The 16,564-nt window shown below is 68.4% G+C and carries 14 protein-coding genes and 1 pseudogene; 4 read left to right on the forward strand and 11 right to left on the reverse strand.

Annotated features, from left to right (window positions below; genetic code table 11):
• Positions 1-136 precede the first annotated feature (136 nt).
• From KY500_RS09085 to KY500_RS09110, 7 genes are all read right to left on the reverse strand, one after another.
• Positions 137-2,131 (reverse strand): cation-translocating P-type ATPase, encoded by a 1,995-nt coding sequence (locus KY500_RS09085; RefSeq protein WP_219903169.1) that lies wholly within the window; start codon positions 2,129-2,131, stop codon positions 137-139.
• A gap of 52 nt (positions 2,132-2,183) precedes the next feature.
• Positions 2,184-2,423, reverse strand: coding sequence for a heavy-metal-associated domain-containing protein (locus KY500_RS09090; protein ID WP_219903170.1), 240 nt, complete (start codon positions 2,421-2,423; stop codon positions 2,184-2,186).
• Between the two features lie 128 nt (positions 2,424-2,551).
• The gene (locus KY500_RS09095; protein WP_255579888.1) at positions 2,552-3,325 is read right to left on the reverse strand and encodes a Crp/Fnr family transcriptional regulator; all 774 of its coding nucleotides are present in this window, start codon (positions 3,323-3,325) and stop codon (positions 2,552-2,554) included.
• A complete protein-coding gene (locus tag KY500_RS19250) occupies positions 3,322-4,701 on the reverse strand; it encodes a multicopper oxidase domain-containing protein (protein ID WP_255579889.1) in 1,380 nt (459 codons plus the stop codon). The genes KY500_RS09095 and KY500_RS19250 overlap by 4 nt, the downstream gene beginning before the upstream one ends.
• Positions 4,650-5,963 carry a hypothetical protein gene (locus tag KY500_RS19255; protein WP_255579890.1) on the reverse strand — a complete coding sequence of 438 codons (1,314 nt, stop codon included), beginning with the start codon at positions 5,961-5,963 and terminating at the stop codon, positions 4,650-4,652. Before KY500_RS19255 ends, KY500_RS19250 begins: the two co-directional genes overlap by 52 nt.
• Positions 5,960-7,162 carry a hypothetical protein gene (locus KY500_RS09105; protein WP_255579891.1) on the reverse strand — a complete coding sequence of 401 codons (1,203 nt, stop codon included), beginning with the start codon at positions 7,160-7,162 and terminating at the stop codon, positions 5,960-5,962. Before KY500_RS09105 ends, KY500_RS19255 begins: the two co-directional genes overlap by 4 nt.
• Before the next feature lie 46 nt (positions 7,163-7,208).
• Positions 7,209-7,547, reverse strand: coding sequence for a DUF2249 domain-containing protein (locus KY500_RS09110; RefSeq protein WP_219903171.1), 339 nt, complete (start codon positions 7,545-7,547; stop codon positions 7,209-7,211).
• A gap of 128 nt (positions 7,548-7,675) precedes the next feature.
• Here KY500_RS09110 and KY500_RS09115 point away from each other — a divergent pair, with 128 nt between their 5' ends.
• Positions 7,676-8,014, forward strand: a complete 339-nt coding sequence (locus KY500_RS09115) for a non-heme iron oxygenase ferredoxin subunit (RefSeq protein WP_255579892.1) — start codon at positions 7,676-7,678, stop codon at positions 8,012-8,014.
• Between the two features lie 54 nt (positions 8,015-8,068).
• On the opposite strand, the gene KY500_RS09120 is transcribed toward KY500_RS09115, so the two are convergent.
• Positions 8,069-8,758: a metalloregulator ArsR/SmtB family transcription factor gene (locus KY500_RS09120; RefSeq protein WP_219903173.1), complete on the reverse strand. Its 690-nt coding sequence runs from the start codon at positions 8,756-8,758 to the stop codon at positions 8,069-8,071.
• Between the two features lie 44 nt (positions 8,759-8,802).
• Positions 8,803-9,847: pseudogene (gene moaA, locus KY500_RS19760) on the reverse strand (GTP 3',8-cyclase MoaA).
• 261 nt (positions 9,848-10,108) lie between these two features.
• On the opposite strand from moaA, the gene KY500_RS09130 reads away from it, so the two are divergent.
• Positions 10,109-11,431: an MFS transporter gene (locus KY500_RS09130; protein WP_219903174.1), complete on the forward strand. Its 1,323-nt coding sequence runs from the start codon at positions 10,109-10,111 to the stop codon at positions 11,429-11,431.
• A gap of 47 nt (positions 11,432-11,478) precedes the next feature.
• Here KY500_RS09130 and KY500_RS09135 read toward each other — a convergent pair whose 3' ends face one another.
• Together KY500_RS09135 and nirD are read right to left on the reverse strand one after the other, a co-directional pair.
• Positions 11,479-12,216, reverse strand: coding sequence for a sirohydrochlorin chelatase (locus tag KY500_RS09135; protein ID WP_219903175.1), 738 nt, complete (start codon positions 12,214-12,216; stop codon positions 11,479-11,481).
• Positions 12,216-12,611, reverse strand: coding sequence for a nitrite reductase small subunit NirD (gene nirD, locus KY500_RS09140; RefSeq protein WP_219903176.1), 396 nt, complete (start codon positions 12,609-12,611; stop codon positions 12,216-12,218). The genes KY500_RS09135 and nirD overlap by 1 nt, the downstream gene beginning before the upstream one ends.
• 204 nt (positions 12,612-12,815) lie before the next feature.
• On the opposite strand from nirD, the gene nirB reads away from it, so the two are divergent.
• Positions 12,816-15,467 (forward strand): nitrite reductase large subunit NirB, encoded by a 2,652-nt coding sequence (gene nirB / locus KY500_RS09145; RefSeq protein ID WP_219903177.1) that lies wholly within the window; start codon positions 12,816-12,818, stop codon positions 15,465-15,467.
• 3 nt (positions 15,468-15,470) lie between these two features.
• A complete protein-coding gene (cobA, locus tag KY500_RS09150; protein ID WP_219903178.1) occupies positions 15,471-16,562 on the forward strand; it encodes a uroporphyrinogen-III C-methyltransferase in 1,092 nt (363 codons plus the stop codon).
• The last annotated feature ends 2 nt before the right edge of the window (positions 16,563-16,564 follow it).

Here is a 16,564-nt window from a genome sequence, read left to right on the forward strand (position 1 = left end):
GCTGCTGAGCTGCATGGTCGGTCGGCAGGGCGACAATCCCTGGCACACCATGACCGATACCGCGCTCGTGCGGCGGGTTCGCGATGAACTGGCAGAGGCGATGGGACGGGTGGAGATCCGAGGATGACGGACGAGGTCAGTCGACCAGAACGTGATTCTCTCCGGTGCTGGTGACCGTCTGATCCGGGCGAATCGTGATGCCGATGGGTTCCGGGCCTGTTGACGGAGGTAGCGATGTGGGGCGTGAGGCCTCCGCCGGTCTGTGCTGATCGTGCCGGCGCAACAGGCGCATGGCGTTGACGATCACGATCAGCACGGATGCTTCGTGCACGAGCATGCCGATCGACATCGTCACCCCGCCCAACAAAACGCCGAGCAGGAGCAGGGTGACGGTGATCAGTGCGATGGCGATGTTCTGTCGCATATTGTTCACCGTGCGCCGGGCCAGGGATATGGCCTCGGGGAGCTTGAGGAGGTTGTCGCCCATCAGGGCGATGTCGGCGGTTTCCACCGCGACGGCCGAGCCGGCGGCTCCCATCGCGACTCCGATGTCGGCCGTGGCGAGGGCAGGCGCATCGTTCACGCCGTCACCGACCATGGCCACGACGTAGCCCTCGGCCTGCAGCGAGGTGACGACGTCCAGCTTGTCCTCGGGAAGCAGCGACGCATGCACCTCATCCACGCCGGTGACGGCCGCGACGGCGTGGGCGACCAACGGAGCGTCGCCGGTGAGCATGATGACGCGCTTGACCCCGGCAGCGTGCAGGTCCGACACCATCTGGGCGGCGTCGGTGCGCACCTCATCCGCCACACCGATGACACCGGCGACCGTGTCGTCGAGCATGACGATCATGGGTGTGCGGCCGGCCTCGGCCAGCGCGGTGGCCGCGTGGGTTGCGGCATCCGAGTCGATGATCGCGTACTGCGCCAGCAACGCCGGGTTACCGATCAGCACGCGGTGGCCCCGTGCGGTGACCACGATGCCCTTGCCGGGGACCGGTGAGGTGGACTCGGGCAGGCCCGCGACGTCGAGGCTTTCCGTTCGGGCGGCATCCAGTATCGCCCGAGACAGTGGGTGCTCGGAGCCGACTTCGGCGCGCCCGGCCCAGCCGAGCACCTCCCCACGAGTCAGGGCGGGATTCAGCACCACCACATCGGTGACCCGCGGGCGGCCGAGTGTGAGGGTGCCGGTTTTGTCCACGGCGACCGCGGTGATTCTGGCCGAGGTCTCCAGGAACTCGCCGCCCTTGATCAGAATGCCGTCCTTCGCGGCGCGGCCGATGCCCGCGACGATGGAGACGGGGATGGAGATGACGAGTGCGCCCGGGCAGCCGATGACCAGCAAGGTCAGCGCCAGCACGATGTTCTGGGTGAACAGGCCCACGATGATCGCGAGAATCAGGATGGCCGGGGTGTACCAGGCCGAGAACCGGTCCATGAAGACCTGGGTCTTGGCCTTGGCGTCCTGTGCGTCCTCGACCCGGTGGATGATCCTGGCCAGGGTGGTGTCGGTACCCACGCCGGTGGCACGTACCTGCAGGAATCCGCTTCGGGCGACGGTGCCGGCGAAGACCCGGTCGCCGGTTGCCTTCTCGACCGGCATGGACTCGCCGGTGATCGAGGCTTCGTCGAGGGCACCGGCCCCGCCGATGACCTCCCCGTCGACGGGAACCTTGGCACCGTTCTTGATCAGAACCGTCTCGCCCTGGATCACGGCGGTGGCTGCCACCTCCACCTGTTCTCCGTCGCGCAGGGTGATGGCGATGTCGGGGGCGACCGCGACCAGTTCCGCCAGCGCGGACCGGGTCTTGTTCAGCGTCGCGGTCTCGAGGGCGTGACCGATGGCAAAGAGGAATGTCACCGCGGCAGCCTCCCAATACTGGCCGATGATGACCGCGCCGATCGCGGCGACGGCGACCAACAGGTCGATTCCGATGACCCGCGCCCACAGCGCCCGCGCCGCGGCGATCACGATGTGCGTGCCCGCGACGACCGCCGCGGCCACCATCAGGATGTTTCCGGCCGTGTCGGTGCGGCCGATCTGGAGGAGCACGAGCGCGGCGAGGATCAGGGCTCCGGAGGCGGCGGGGATCGACCACCGGTTGTTCATCCAGCTATGGATGGTTGTCATGGCGTGTGCCTTTCTGAGTGGAGTGGTGCTGCGGCAGGAAATCCCTGCCCGCTCAGAAGGCGGCGACGCGCGCGCTGTAACCGGCCTTGGCGACGACCGCGATCAGCTCCTCCACGCTCACCACGGAGGCGTCGTGGTCGATTTCAATGCGGGCGGAAGCGAACTTCACCGTCACCGCGGTCACCCCGTCGACGCGCCCGACCTGCTTCTCGATCTTGGACACGCAGGACGGGCAGGAGAAGCCCTCCGCGCGAAGGCTGGTGTGGGTGATGGTCGGTGCGATGCTGCTCATGGTGTGGCCTTTCCTAGTGATCAGCCCCGGAATGCCGGGGTGATCACGACGTTACGTCGCGCCCTCCCAGCGGACCATGACGGCCGTCACTTATCCGCAGGTACCCGTTGGACGGGTGGGTCGGTTGACTATTTCGCCGCGCGCAGGCCGTCCGCGTCGAGCACCGCGGTCCACCGGCGTCCCGTTTCGATCAGGCCGGCTCGACGCAGCCGGCTCATGGAGCGCGACACCGACTCCGCACTGGTTCCGGCCATGGCGGCCAGGTCGGCCCGGGTGAGTGGCAGCTGGATCAGGGTGCTGCCGGATGCGTCGCCCGGGACCCCGAAGATGTCGGCCAGGCGCAGCAGGCCACTCGCCACCCGTTCGGTCACCGTCGCTGAGGCCTGGTCCTGCTCAGCGGAACGAGCGCGGGTGAGCCGACCGGACACAACGTCCAGCACGCCGAGCGCTACCGAGGGATGCGCGAGCATCACTTCGCGGAAGGCTCCTGCGTCGATCTGCAGGGCGCAGGTGGTGACCAGGGCGAGTGCCGTCTCGGTGTAATCACTACCACCAGCCCAGGTGAGGCCGCCGAGCACGTCGCCTGAACCGAAGAAGTCCAGGCTGGTGCGCGCTCCTGTGGCGGTGGTGCGGAAGGTCTTCGCCTGCCCTACTGCGAGGAGGTACACATGCTCGGCGGGCTCCCCCGCACTGAACAGGGCCTCACCCGCGGACCAGGCCAGCGACGTCATCCGGGTGCCGATAGACGCCAGGTCGTCGCCGGACAGCTCCTGGAACAGGACGATCTGTTCGAGTATTTGCCGCTGCATGGCGGGCGGGCACGGATGCGGCCGTCCACAGGTACTCCGCAGCGGCACCGCGCGAAGGGGCAGCGCACGCAGGGGCGGCGTCTGCTCGCTCACGGCAGCACCTCGAGGATGCCGCGGGCGCCCTTCTCGGCGTCCGACATGATGTGGCTCACGAACGGGTAGTGCCCCGCCTCTGAGAAGCTGAGTTCGACGAATCCGCCCTGCGCGGCGGCGAGGTCGAGCACCTGGGAGCCGCCGGTACCGGTACTGCCGCCGTCTTTGAGCGAATAGTCGCCCTCCTTGTAGACGGTGTGGAACTGGCCGCCGACCACGTGGAAGGCGCTGCCCACATTCGGGCCGGCATCCAGCACCCAGACCCGTACGGTCTCGCCGACCCTGGCCTGCAGGGGCCGGGCGGCGTACTGGTTGGCGTAGCCGTTGAAGACCATCAGGTCGGGGGTTTGTGCCTCGACCTTCACGTCGTCCACCTCGCCGCCCTGGGCGCCGAGGTACAACTCGGACTGCACCACGAGGTACTCGCGGTCCACCTCGGACAGGCCGGGCGGGTCGATGATGACGGCGCCGAACATGCCGTTGGCGATGTGTACCGACATGGGCATGGTGGAGCAGTGGTAGAGCCAGATGCCCGATCTGGTGGCGGTGAACGTATAGACGAGGCTCTCGCCAGGCTGGATGGTGCGCATGTTCTCATCCGGCGCGACCGTGCCGGCGTGGAAGTCGATGGAGTGGCCCATCGTGCCCCCATTCACCAGGGTGATCTCGAACACATCACCCACCTTCCCCCGCAGGGTGGGGCCGGGGGCGGTGCCGTTGAAGGTCCACAGCATCTGGGTCACCCCCGGTGCCACCTCGGTCGGCACGTTTTGCACGGTGAGAGTCTGGCGATGCACGGTGACGGATGCGGCGGGCGGCAACGTCGCATCCCTCGCCTCAAAGCCGGGGTCGGGTTCGGCCATAGGGTCGATGTCGTCCGCGGCAGAGGTCCCGGTCGCTGCGGAGCCATGACCGGCGTGCATGCCGTCCATGGACAGGCCGTCGTCGGCGGCGGTACTGGTGGAATCGTCGCCGCCCACGGCGACGATGCTGATCTCCATGCCCAGCAGCCGGTGGCCGGCGATCGAGCACCAGCCGGCCACACTGGCGCCGATCACGCCCACCCGCACGGTCTCGGAGGCGCCGGGGTCGAGCGATCCAGACACCAGGCCGGTTTCGAGCACCAGATTGTGCACCATGTCGTCGCTATTGGTGAGCGTGATCACGAGTTCATCGCCGATCGGCACCCCGATGCTGTCGGGCACGAAGCGGGTGTTGATCATCTCCACGGCCACCGTGGTGGTGTGGCCGGTCGCCACAGCGGATGCCGACGACCCGGCCGCCTGGGTAGACACCGTCGACAGTCCCACCGAGGCGGGGTCGATCACGATGCCCACGGTGACGGTGAGCAGCAGCACGGTCGCGGCCGCGAGCATCCGCCCGGTGCTGCGCGGTCGCGGGCCCTTCTCGGGTCGGTGGCCGGGTTCCACGCGCACGAGCGGCAAGGCGCGTACCCGACGGTTGGTGCGGAGGGCCGGGTGAACAGCACCAGGAAGCTGGTCAGGGTGGCCACGATCAGCATCGACAGCGCCACCGTGAGAGTACTGGAGACCGGGAGCAGCGACAGGGCCAGGCCGCCGTTGACGACGACCACCCGGAACAGGCCGCCGCGGTCGAGCTCGGCCGCGGTGGCCTTGAGGGCGGCCGGGCCACCGCCGAGCACGACGGGAACCAGGTGACTGAGTGCGCCGAGCAGGATCTGGGCGGCGAAGCCGATGGCGAAGTACGGCACCAGGGTTTCCACCCCGGCGGCCGCGGCCGTCCAGCTGGGGGCGAGAGCCACCTGCAGGCCGAAGCCGGCGGTGCAGAGCGCGAACCAGACCTGCGCGGCGCCCAGGCTCCACGCGACGAAGTTCACGGCGGGCGCCCGGCGCAGGTGGGCTGCGCCTTCCCAGAGCACCCGGCCGAGCGCTGCCAGGTAGACCAGGATGCCCAGCGCCACGACCAGGCGCAGGTCGGCCAGGCAGCCCAGCGCGACGAGGCCTAGGCCGCCCACCAGCACCGTGAGGGTGTGGCCGGCCGCCACGGTGGCGCCCTCGACGCGGGTGTGCAGCACGGTGGGCCAGAGCAGCGCGATGGTGCCGATCACGGTGAGTCCCACCCAGCCGAGCAGGTTGAGGGCCAGGTGGCCGATGAAGAGCCGTTCGTAGTCCTCGCCGCCGCCGTCCAGGCGCGCCATCAGGATGCCCAGGGTCACGCCCGCCGCCAGCATCACGGCGCTGGCCACGTAGTAGCGAATCAGCGGGGCGAACCGGCCGGGCATCGCCCCGCGGGTCTGCAAGATGATCACCGCGGCGTGGGCGAGCGCGTTCAGGCCCACCAGGATGCCGCCGGCCAGCACCAGCGGATATCCGTCGATCACCATGCCCGTCATCACCAGCACCGAGCCCACGGTGTGTGTGCAGAGCCGCAGGCCGAGCGAGAGCCGGTGGCCGAGGGCCTTGCGGCGCAGCAGGGTGTCGGCGAAGTGCTGACTCCAGATCAGGATGGCGGTGCTCACCGCGCCGAGCAGCAGCAGGTGCACGAGCAGCCAGCCCGATTCGGGCACCATGCGGTGCAGCAGGGTGAAGATCACCGCAGCGGCCAGCCAGGCGGGCACCAGGCTGCCCGAGACGATGTGCCAGAGCTTGTCTTTCACAGCAGCGACCCCCGCACAGGTGAGACCGATGGTGCGACGCGCTGCACCGTTCGGGCCGGCAACATGGCGTTACCGCGTACGACCGAGACCACGGCAATCGCCACGAACAGGAGCACCGCGACGATGTTGACGATTCCGCCCCACTGCACCAGCACCGGCCAGCCGTAGGCGTCGCCGAGCAGCACCCGGGCCAGCAACGAGAGGTGCAGCAGTGCCGCCGGCAGGTACATGATCGGCCGGTAGGGCAGCGGCCGGCGCAGCACGGCCGGCAGGATGGTGGGCGCGTGCGCCATGATCATCGACACCACGAAACCGAGGAACACCGCGTGCATCATGGCGTCGTAGCCGGGGCCGGAGTAGACCGGGCCGCGCAGCAGCCAGATGCCGCCGACCACCACCAGCCAGCCGTAGCCGGCCGGGAGACAGCAGGCCATGTAGCGGGGCAGCCCGGTAGAGCGCACCAGGCGGGTGGCCACATCGTGCCTGAACAACCAGGCCACCAGCGCGAGCATGCCGACGCCCAGCAGCGGGTAGCCGGTGACCGGCCAGACCAGAGCCACGACGGCGCCGAAGCAGAGGGTCAGGCCGATGCCAAGCATCCACGATTCGGCCCTGTAGTCGACCGTGGGTGAGATACGGGAGAGTTCGAGGCGCTCACCGGCGATGGTGAGAACCAGATAGAGAATGAGCAGCGGGGCCAGCTGTGGGATGCCGATGCCGCGCAACCAGAAGGTTGTGACCATCAGGCCGGCGAGGGCACCGAGCACTTGCACTCCCGTGGAGACCGCGGCCTGTCTGCGCCAGATCTCGGCGTAGATGACCAGCAGCACCGCGCTACCGGCGACCAGGGCGGCCTGGCCCAGGATCACCGGAAGCGGAGAGATGAGCGCGATGCCGCCGGAGCCGAGCAGACCGGGCGAGAGGTAGGCCCAACCGCGGCGCACGGCCACGGCACGCTCGAGCACCACGACGGTGCCCACGAAACCGAACACCATCAGCGGGCCGTGCACCTCGGCCAGCCGGGCGCTGTCGATGGGCGCCCAGACGCCGAGCAGGAGCAGGGCGCCGTTGAGGCCGGCGAGCAGGGCAATGCCGCCCAGGAGCAGGAAGACCAGTCGACCGGCCACGGTGGGCCGCACGGTCGGACCAGCGCCGCGCGCGGCACTGCCGGTCTGGCGATACGGGCTGGGCGTGGTCATCGGCGGCGGCTGTCAGGTCTGAGGGTCAGGTCAGGCTGGGGCGGGCTCAGTTGGCGCGGGTGAGACGGATGGTCCAGGTTTCGGGTCCGTTCTCCAGGTAGGAGATGAGGAACTCACCGGGGCGGCTGCTCTCGAGCTGGCCGAGCAGGGGCAGCGGGTTGTGCGAGGCGACCAGATCAAGGGCGAAACCCGGCTTGATGGCGCCGAGTGCGCCGAAGATCGTGGCGTGACGGATCGCGTGCGGGATCGTGCGGGAATCCAGGACGATCTTCTCTTCGCCTTCGTGTCCGCAGGCGCAGGCGTGCGCTGCGGGTGTCCCAACGGTGGCCTCGGCATCGACAGCGCCGGGACGGCTGGAGGACAGGGTGATCGGTTCGGCGGTCATGGTTTTCTCCTTCGGCCGGGTCGAATGACCCTAGAGGGCCACTTTAGATGATCAGTATCCTTTTAATCGGGACGTTCGTCCCATGGTCAAGGCCGGACTCGACATCGACCGGCGGAAATGAGGAACAGGTGGCAACCAGGGTCTGCGCAGAATCCGAGCTGGAGCTCGGTGAAGCGATCAAGATGATGGTCGACGGCGTGGCGGTGGCTCTGGTGAAAGACAGCGCCGGCAACTGCTTCGCTCTGGGTGACATGTGTTCACACGCCGACATCTCGCTCTCCGACGGCTTCGTCGAGGGCGACGACCTGGAGTGCTGGGCGCACGGCGGCCGCTTCGAGCTGTCCACCGGGCGGGCGCGCACCCTCCCGGCATCCGAGCCCGTCCCCGTCTATCCCCTGACCATCATCGACGGCGACGTCTACGTCGACGTGACCACCCAGGTGGACGTCTCCTCCTACGTCCCCTAGTCCCGCGAACCGTGAGAAAAGCCCCAGAATCCGGCGAATTCTGGGGCTTTTCTCTCAGTTCGCGAGGGTGGCGGGCAGGTGAACGAGACAGAGGGTCGGCTGCACGAAGGGCTCCAGACGGATGCCCTCGGCGTCGTGTCCGAGGGAAGTCACCAGCCCCTTGATGAGACCGAGGTGCACCGAACAGACCACGCCGGGATTCTCCCGCGCCTCGGCCCGGAACGGGCACGCGGTGAGCGCGATCGTGGTCTCGTCGGGCCGCACTTCAGGCTCGAAGCCGATCTCGGTGAGCACCCGCAGCAGCGGTGGCATGACGGTGGCGACCGGCGCGTCGAGGGTGTCGGGGGCCACGGCATCCGCCACGTCCGCGTACTGCGCCGACCAGCGCTCGCCGGCCCGCACCGAGCGGGCTCGGCCGCCGTCGTCGTCTTCGCTGATGACCGCGGCAAGGGCCTGCGCGAGCTGCTGCTGGGCCGTCTCAACCGGCAGCGGTGCCGCCACCGCGCTGAACAGCACCTGGGGTCGGCCGCGCTGGCCGGCCCGGGCTACCTGACGCTCCACGAGCCCGGCGGCCTCGAGCTGCTCCAGGTGAAAACGGGCAGTGGTGATGTGCAGGCCAAGGGCCTCGGCAACGGCACCCACGCCCATGGGTTCGGCGGACCCAGTGATCAGGGCGAGCGCTCGACGGCGCGGCTCGCTGGCCAGGGCGGTATGCCGGGCATCGTTCTGCGTGGTCGCAACCATGTATTTACAGTAGCAGCGTGCGGTTTAATCGGCTCTGATGGCGGTCATCCGCCGATGTAGGACATCTCGATTTTCTTACCACCAGGTGCGCGCACCGCGCCGGTCTGGGCACTGCGCAGCTGCGAGGCTCGGTCGGTGCGCTGGCGCCAGATGGCGCCCATCGCGGCGGAGAGCTGCTCGTCGCTGCTGCCGTCGCGGAGCAGCGCGCGCAGGTCATGGCCCTCGCTGGCGAACAGGCAGGTGAACAGCTTGCCGTCGGTGGAGACCCGGCGCGGGAGCAGGTGTGGCAGAACGACTGGGTGACACTGGAGATGAGGCCGATCTCGCCCTCACCGTCGAGATAGCGCCAGCGCCGGCTGGTCTCACCGGTGTAGTTGGGGGCCACTTCTTCCAGCGGCAACTCGGCGTGGATGCGGTCGCGCACCTCGCTGGACGGCAGCACGGCCGCCATGTCCCAGCCGTTGCTTGTGCCCACGTCCATGAACTCTATGAAACGCAGGATGTAGGGCGTGCCCTTGAAATGCGTGCCATGTTGACGATGTCGTGGTCGTTCTGGCCGCGCTTGACCACCATGTTGATCTTGATCGGACCGAGGCCCACCGCGTGGGCGGCGTCCAGGCCCGCCAGGATGCGGGCGACCGGGAAGTTGACGTCGTTCATGGCCCGGAAGGTGGTGTCATCCAGGGAATCGAGGGACACCGTCACCCGCTTGAGGCCGGCATCCTTGAGCGCCTGCGCCTTCATCGCCAGCGCCGAGCCGTTGGTGGTGAGGGCGATGTCGACCGGGCGTCCGGCAGGGGTGCGGAGCGCTGCGAGCATCGCGATGAGTTCCTCGAGGCCCTTGCGCAGCAGCGGTTCGCCGCCGGTGAGCCGGATCTTCTCCACGCCGTGCGCCACCGAGATGCGGGCCAGCCGGGTCATCTCCTCGAAAGAGAGCATCTCGTCCCGGGGCATGAACGCGAAGTCCTTGCCGAAGACCTCTTTGGGCATGCAATACACGCAGCGGAAGTTGCACCGGTCCGTGACTGACAGTCGCAGATCGTGCAGCGGTCGGTCGAGGGTGTCCACGAGCGGCGCATCCCGGTGCAGGGCAGGTCCGACCGGCACAGCATCGGCCAGGGGCTCGATGAGGTGCACGGGGATCGAAGCGCCGGACATACACCGACCCTAACCCCGAACTGTTCGGGCTCGCCCCGCGGTTGCCCCCACCACTTCGCAGGCATTGCCGTATCCGTCGTAATCATTTTTCACGGTGTTCGCTCGTTGTCGGGTCCACCGGCGGCGGTCAGGCTGACCGAGGGCGCACCAACAGGGCGCGCTCTCACCCCCGACCGGAAACCAGGAGCTCTCATGTCAGCCGCTTCCACCGCCGTCAGCAGCCGTCTCAAACCGGACCTGTCCAATTGGGACCCGGAGAACGAAGAGACCTGGGATTCCAAGCTCGCCTGGCGAACCCTGTGGATTACCACCTTCAGCCTCACCCTCGCCTTCGCCTCCTGGTACCTGGTGAGCGCGATCGCGCCTCGGCTCAACGACATCGGCTATTCGCTCTCATCGAGCCAGTTGTACTGGCTAGTGGCCCTGCCCGGCCTCGCCGCCGGAATCCTGCGCCTGGTCTTTATGTTCCTGCCGCCCATCATGGGCACTCGCAACCTGGTGGCGATGTCCTCGGGGCTTTTGATCCTGCCGATGCTCGGGTGGACCCTCGCGGTGCGCGACACATCGACCCCGTTCTGGGTGTTGCTCTGCCTGTCGTTCTCGGCCGGCATCGGCGGCGGCGCATTCTCCGGATTGATGGCGTCCACCAGTTACTTCTTTCCCAAGCGCCTGGCCGGCACGGCACTCGGTCTGCAGGCGGGCCTGGGCAACTTCGGCATCGGCCTGATTCAGTTCCTGCTGCCCTGGGTGGTGGGCTTCGGCCTGCTCGGCACGGCGGCGCTCACCCCGCAGTCCAGCGCCAACGGTGAACTCATCTGGCTGCACAACGGTGGGCTGGTGCTCATTCCCTGGGCCGTGCTCGCCATGGTTCTCTCGATTCTGTACCTGCGCCGGGTGCCGATCACGGCCAACTTCGCCCAGCAGATCGACATCTTCAGGGTCAAGCACACCTGGATCATGACCGCCATCTACCTGATGAGCTTCGGCGCCTACAGCGGCCTAGCCGCCCAGATGGGCCTGATCATCCTCAACGTTTACGGTGACTTCCCGGATGCCCCCAACCCTCTGGCCTTCGCCTTCATCGGCCCCGTGGTGGGTGCCGCTGTGCGTGCCGCGTGCGGCCCGTTCTGCGACAGGTTCGGCGGCGCGATCTTCACCTTTGTCGGCGGTGCCGGCATGGTCGTGGGGACGATCGTCACCGCGTTCTTCCTCACACCGTCCTCCGTGGGTGAGTTCTGGGGCTTTTTGACCGGCATGTTGATCATCTTCTTCTTCGCCGGCCTGGCCAACGGTGGCACCTTCAAGCAGATGCCGATGCTTTTCCCCAAGCGTCAGGCCGGCGGCGCTATCGCCTGGACCTCAGCGATCGCCGCGTTCGGTCCGTTCATCGTGGGTATCGCGCTCACGGCCATCAGCCCCATTGCGTTCTTCATCGGCTGCGCCGTGTTCTGCGTCTTCTGCACGGTTCTGGCCTGGGTGTATTACGCCCGGCCGAACGCCCCGTACCCCGGCTAATCCACACCGCGGCCAACCGCTGCCGGCACCCGCCCGGGTGCCGGCCGTCAGCCGGCGGCGTTGCTGTAGCGGTCGAGGAGTACTTCCACCAGCGCGGCGGGAGGCTCCTCACCGTCGACGAGGAGGGCGGAGCTGACGATGTCGGCGCCCGCCCTCCCGGCCATGGCCGCGAAGGTTCCCGGGGCCAGAAGGTAGCTGGCGACAACCACACGCGCCCCGGGAAATTCGGAGCGGGCAGCCTGCACGGCCTCTGGCAGGCGGGGTTGTGCAGCGGTGATGAAGGCGACCGTGACCGCACGATTGAGCAGCGCCGAGAGCTGTGCACCCGCGGCGTGGCAATCCGCCACGGCGTTCTGGTCGCTGGACCCTGCTGCGGCAAGAATCAGCCTGTCACCGTCGGCGAGACCGCATTCAGTGAGGCGGCGGGCCACGATCTCCGTGATCCTGGTATCGGGTCCGAGTGCGGCCGTCACAGTGACCCGGCGCGGCGCAGCAGCTGCCACGGCGTTCGCGAGGTCGAATCTCACGTGGTAACCGGCTGAAATCAGGAGCGGGACGATGACTGTGTCTCGCCCGGGCTCGGCTTCGGCGAGGCACTGCGGCACATCCGGTTGCTGCACGTCAACGAATCCGCCCACCACCGGGGTCTCGGCTCTCACTGCGGCCAGCTCGCGGGTCGCCGCCTCTACCAATCGGAGCACGGCGCGCTGAGCGACGGGGTCGCGGGAGCCGTGCGAGGCGAGCAGCAGGAGCGGGGCGACCCTCACAGCCGGTTCGGCAGTCATCAGGCGGCGGTGTGCGCCGACGCCTCCGAGACGAGACGTACCCGCACGGAGCCAGACTCGACACTGGTCTCGAACGTCCGCAGGCACAGGTCGGCCGAGTTAAGGCATTCCCCGCTCGCGAGGTCGTACACCTGCTTGTGCAGCGGTGAGGTCAGCGTCACCCGGTCGCCGTGCGATCCGACAATGCCACGACACATCACATACGAGCCCGTGGCGGGGTCTTGATTGGAGACGGCGTACACGGTTCCGTCGGGCATCCGCACCAGGGCGAGCTGTTCACCGTCGACGATCGCGGCTTCTGCCCAGAGCGGTTCGAGGTCGGAGAGGGCGCACACCTCTACCCAGCCGGCGCCGGCCTCGGTGCTCCGCGTGGTCGTGTCGTGTGTGGTGAACATGATGCCCTTCGATTTCGGCGCCGGGCCAGTGGATGCGTGCGGCGCCCCTTCAGGTTACCCACGCGCCGGGGGTCTGCCTCGGGACCTACGACCCTTATATGGCGCGCGCGCGTATGACTTACTGGACAGACGCCATGAGGTCGGCCTGGTGGCGGTTGACGCCATCGGGATTACGCGGCCTGATCCACTCCGAGAGGTGCCGCGATGACACTGAACACCCCCCAGCAACCCCGCCGCGTGCTCGTGATCGGCGGCGGCCCTGCCGCCCACCGTTTCGCCGAGGCGATGGATGCCCGCGCCCGTGCCGCCGGCGACAGCATTCCCCCGATCGACGTCACCGTCCTCGGCGAAGAGGTGCACCTCCCCTACGACCGGGTCTCCCTCTCACACCGACTAGGCGGCCCCGAAGACCTCACCCTGGGCGACCCGGCCTTCTGGCAGTCCGAGACCATGCACTACCGTGGCGGCAGCCAGGTCATCGCCGTGGACCCCGCGGCCCAGACCGTGACCCTCGCGGCCGGCGACGTTCTCGGCTACGACGACCTGATCTTCGCCACCGGGTCCAGCGCCTTCGTGCCGCCGGTACCCGGCGCCCAGCACGGCGTCGTGTACCGCACCATCGAAGACGTGGACTTCCTGGTCAGCGAGACGGCCCGGCTGAAGGCCAAGTTCGGCCGGCCCGCCAACGTCACCGTGATCGGCGGCGGGCTGCTCGGGCTGGAGGCCGCCGGCGGCGTACAGCGCCTCGGGGCAAATACCACCATCGTGGACGGCGCCACCTGGCTGATGCCCACGCAGCTCGATCAGGGCGCCGGAATGGCCCTCGGCCGCCTCATCGACGCGCAGGGCATCCAGCTGGAACTGGGCCACCGCCCCACCGAGATCCTCGTCGCAGAGACCGGACAGGTGCTCGGCCTCACCCTCGACGACGAGCGCCAGATCAGCGCCGACCTGATCGTCTGGTCCATCGGCATCCGTGCCCGCGACGAACTGGCCCGCGCGGCGGGCCTGGACATCGGCCCGCGCGGCGGCGTCGTGATCGGTGACGACTGCGCCACCTCGATTCCCGGCATCTGGGCGATCGGCGAGGTCGCCAGCGTCGACGGACGCTGCATCGGCCTGGTCGCCCCGGCCAATGCCATGGCCGAGGTCGTCGCCGACCGGCTGAACGGCGGCGAGGCCGTGTTCCCCGGGATCGACGACGCCACCAAGCTCAAGCTCTCCGGCGTGGAGGTGGCCAGCTTCGGTGACGCCTTCGGCACCGGCGAGCGCGCCCTCGAGGTCGTCTACGCCGACCCCGCCCGCGGCCTGTACCAGAAGGTCGTCGTCTCCCACGATGCCAAGACCCTGCTCGGCGGCATCTTCGTCGGTGACGCGTCACCATATCTGTCGCTGCGCCCGCTACTCGGGCGGGAACTGCCCACCGAACCCGGCGCCTACCTGTCCGCCTCCGGCGCCGAGCTGCCGTCCAGTTCGGACATGCCCGATGACGCCCAGTTGTGTTCCTGCAACGATGTCTCCTTCGGCACAGTGCGGGCCGCCATCCGGGGAGATCACGGTGACCCCGTTACCGAGCTCGGTGCCCTCAAGGCCTGCACCCGTGCGGGCACTCAGTGCGGCTCGTGCGTGCCGCTTCTCAAGAAGGTGCTCGAAACCGAGTTGATGAACGCGGGCCTGGAGATTTCGAAGGCGCTCTGCGAGCACATCTCGATCAGCCGCAGCGAACTGTTCGAGTCGGTGCGAGTGCTGCAGCTGAGCTCGTTCGACCAGATCATGGAACGCTTCGGCACCGGCCTCGGCTGCGACGTCTGCAAGCCCACCATCGCCTCCATCCTCGCCTCGCAGTCCTCCGCCTACATCCTGGATGCCGGCCGCGGCGGGCTGCAGGACACCAACGACCGGGCCCTGGGCAACATGCAGAAGGACGGCAGCTACTCGGTGGTACCCCGCATCCCCGCCGGAGAGATCACCCCGGAAAAGCTCATCGTGATCGGCCAGGTCGCCGCGGAGTTCAACCTGTACACCAAAATCACCGGCGCCCAGCGCATCGGCCTGTTCGGTGCCCGGCTCGACCAACTACCCGACATTTGGCGTGCTCTCGTGGACGCCGGCTTCGAATCCGGTCAGGCCTACGGAAAGAGCCTGCGCACGGCGAAATCGTGTATCGGGTCGACCTGGTGTCGCTTCGGCGTGCAGGATTCCGTGGCGCTGGCGATCATGCTGGAGAACCGGTACCGCGGGCTTCGCTCGCCGCACAAGTTCAAGATCGGTGTCTCCGGCTGCGCCCGCGAGTGCGCCGAGGCCCGAGGCAAGGACATCGGCGTGATCGCCACCGAGCTCGGCTGGAACCTGTACGTCGGCGGCAACGGTGGCTTCCAGCCGGTGCACGCCGTGCTGCTCGCCAAGGACCTCGACGAGGCCACCCTGGTGGCGTACATCGACCGCTACCTGATGTATTACATCCGCACCGCCGACCGTGTGCAGCGCACCGCTCGCTGGCAGGAAGACCTCGACGGCGGCATCGACCACGTGCGCGACGTGGTCGTGAACGACTCCCTGGGCATCGCCGCCGACCTGGAGGCAGCCATGGCTGCCCACGTCGACGTGTACGAAGACGAGTGGGCGGCCACGCTGGCCGACCCGGAGCGGCTACGTCGGTTCCGACCGTTCGTCAACTCGGATACCCCCGACCCGTCTCTCTTGCAGGTCATCGAGCGCGACCAGCCGCGCCCGGCCCGGCCGGACGAGCGTGACCACGCGAGGATTGCCGGGTCGATCCGGCGCACCGGCCGCCGTATCCCGGTGAGCATCGACGGCGTCGACATCTCCCGCGTTCCGTCGACCGGCGCGGAGTAGCCCGTGCGACTCGGTCTCGATTACACGGGCAAGCGGGTGCTCGTGGTGGGCGGCGCCCAGGCGGCCCGGCGCGTTCTCGCGCGCTACCTGGCCGCGGGCGCACACGTTTACCACCTGACCGTGCCTATCACTTCGCTGGACGAGCGCCCCGTATCCGGGGTGAGCACCCCCGCTTTCCCTCGGTCCACGGGTGCGTGGAACGCGCTCATCGCCGCCGTTGACCTGGTGGTCGTCGTACAGGCCACATCGGACATCGATGCACACATCATCGCGGCATGCGCCCAGCACCGCACCTGGCTCACCCGCGAGGCCGCCGCGTCGACCGCGCCGATCGGGTCTGTCACTCTCGTCGGCGGCGGCCCCGGCCTCGAGAGCCTACTCACGGTCGGCGCCATGACCGCTCTGCACGCCGCCGACGTTGTCTTCTACGACAGGCTCGGCCCCACCGAACGGCTCGCCCAGTGGGCTCCGGGGGCAGAACTCGTCGACGTGGGCAAAGCACCGGGGCACCACGCGATCCCGCAACGTGACGCCGAACGGATGATGGTGTCCGCCGCTCTCGCCGGGCTCACCGTCGTGCGTCTCAAGGGTGGTGACCCGTTCGTCTTCGGCCGCGGCGGCGAGGAAGTTCTCGCCTGTCGTGCCGCCGGCGTGCCGGTGACGGTGATCCCCGGCGTGACGAGCGCCATCGCCGTGCCCGGGGCCGCCGGTATCCCGGTGACGCATCGCGAGGTGAGCCGATCGTTCACGGTGATCTCCGGTCACGCCCCGATCACCGACACTGAACTGACCCACCTCATCGGCCTGGACGGCACCATCGTGGTGCTGATGGGCATCGGTACCCTGTTGCAGATGATCGCCGGGCTGACCCGACTCGGCATGCGAGCCGACATGCCCGTCGCCATCGTGGAGCGAGGCTTCGCGCACGATCAGCGCTCGACCTTTGGCCGACTGGACACCATCACCGCGCTCGCGACCGGTGCCGGTGTGCGCTCCCCCGCCGTCGTGGTGATCGGTGCGGTCGTCGCCCTGGCCGCTCTCGGCGATGCCGGCGCGTCCGACATCCTGTGTGAGGCATCGGAGCTGGCCGGCTGAGA

The organism is Cryobacterium sp. PAMC25264 (genome assembly GCF_019443325.1).
In the GTDB taxonomy this organism is placed as follows: domain Bacteria; phylum Actinomycetota; class Actinomycetes; order Actinomycetales; family Microbacteriaceae; genus Cryobacterium.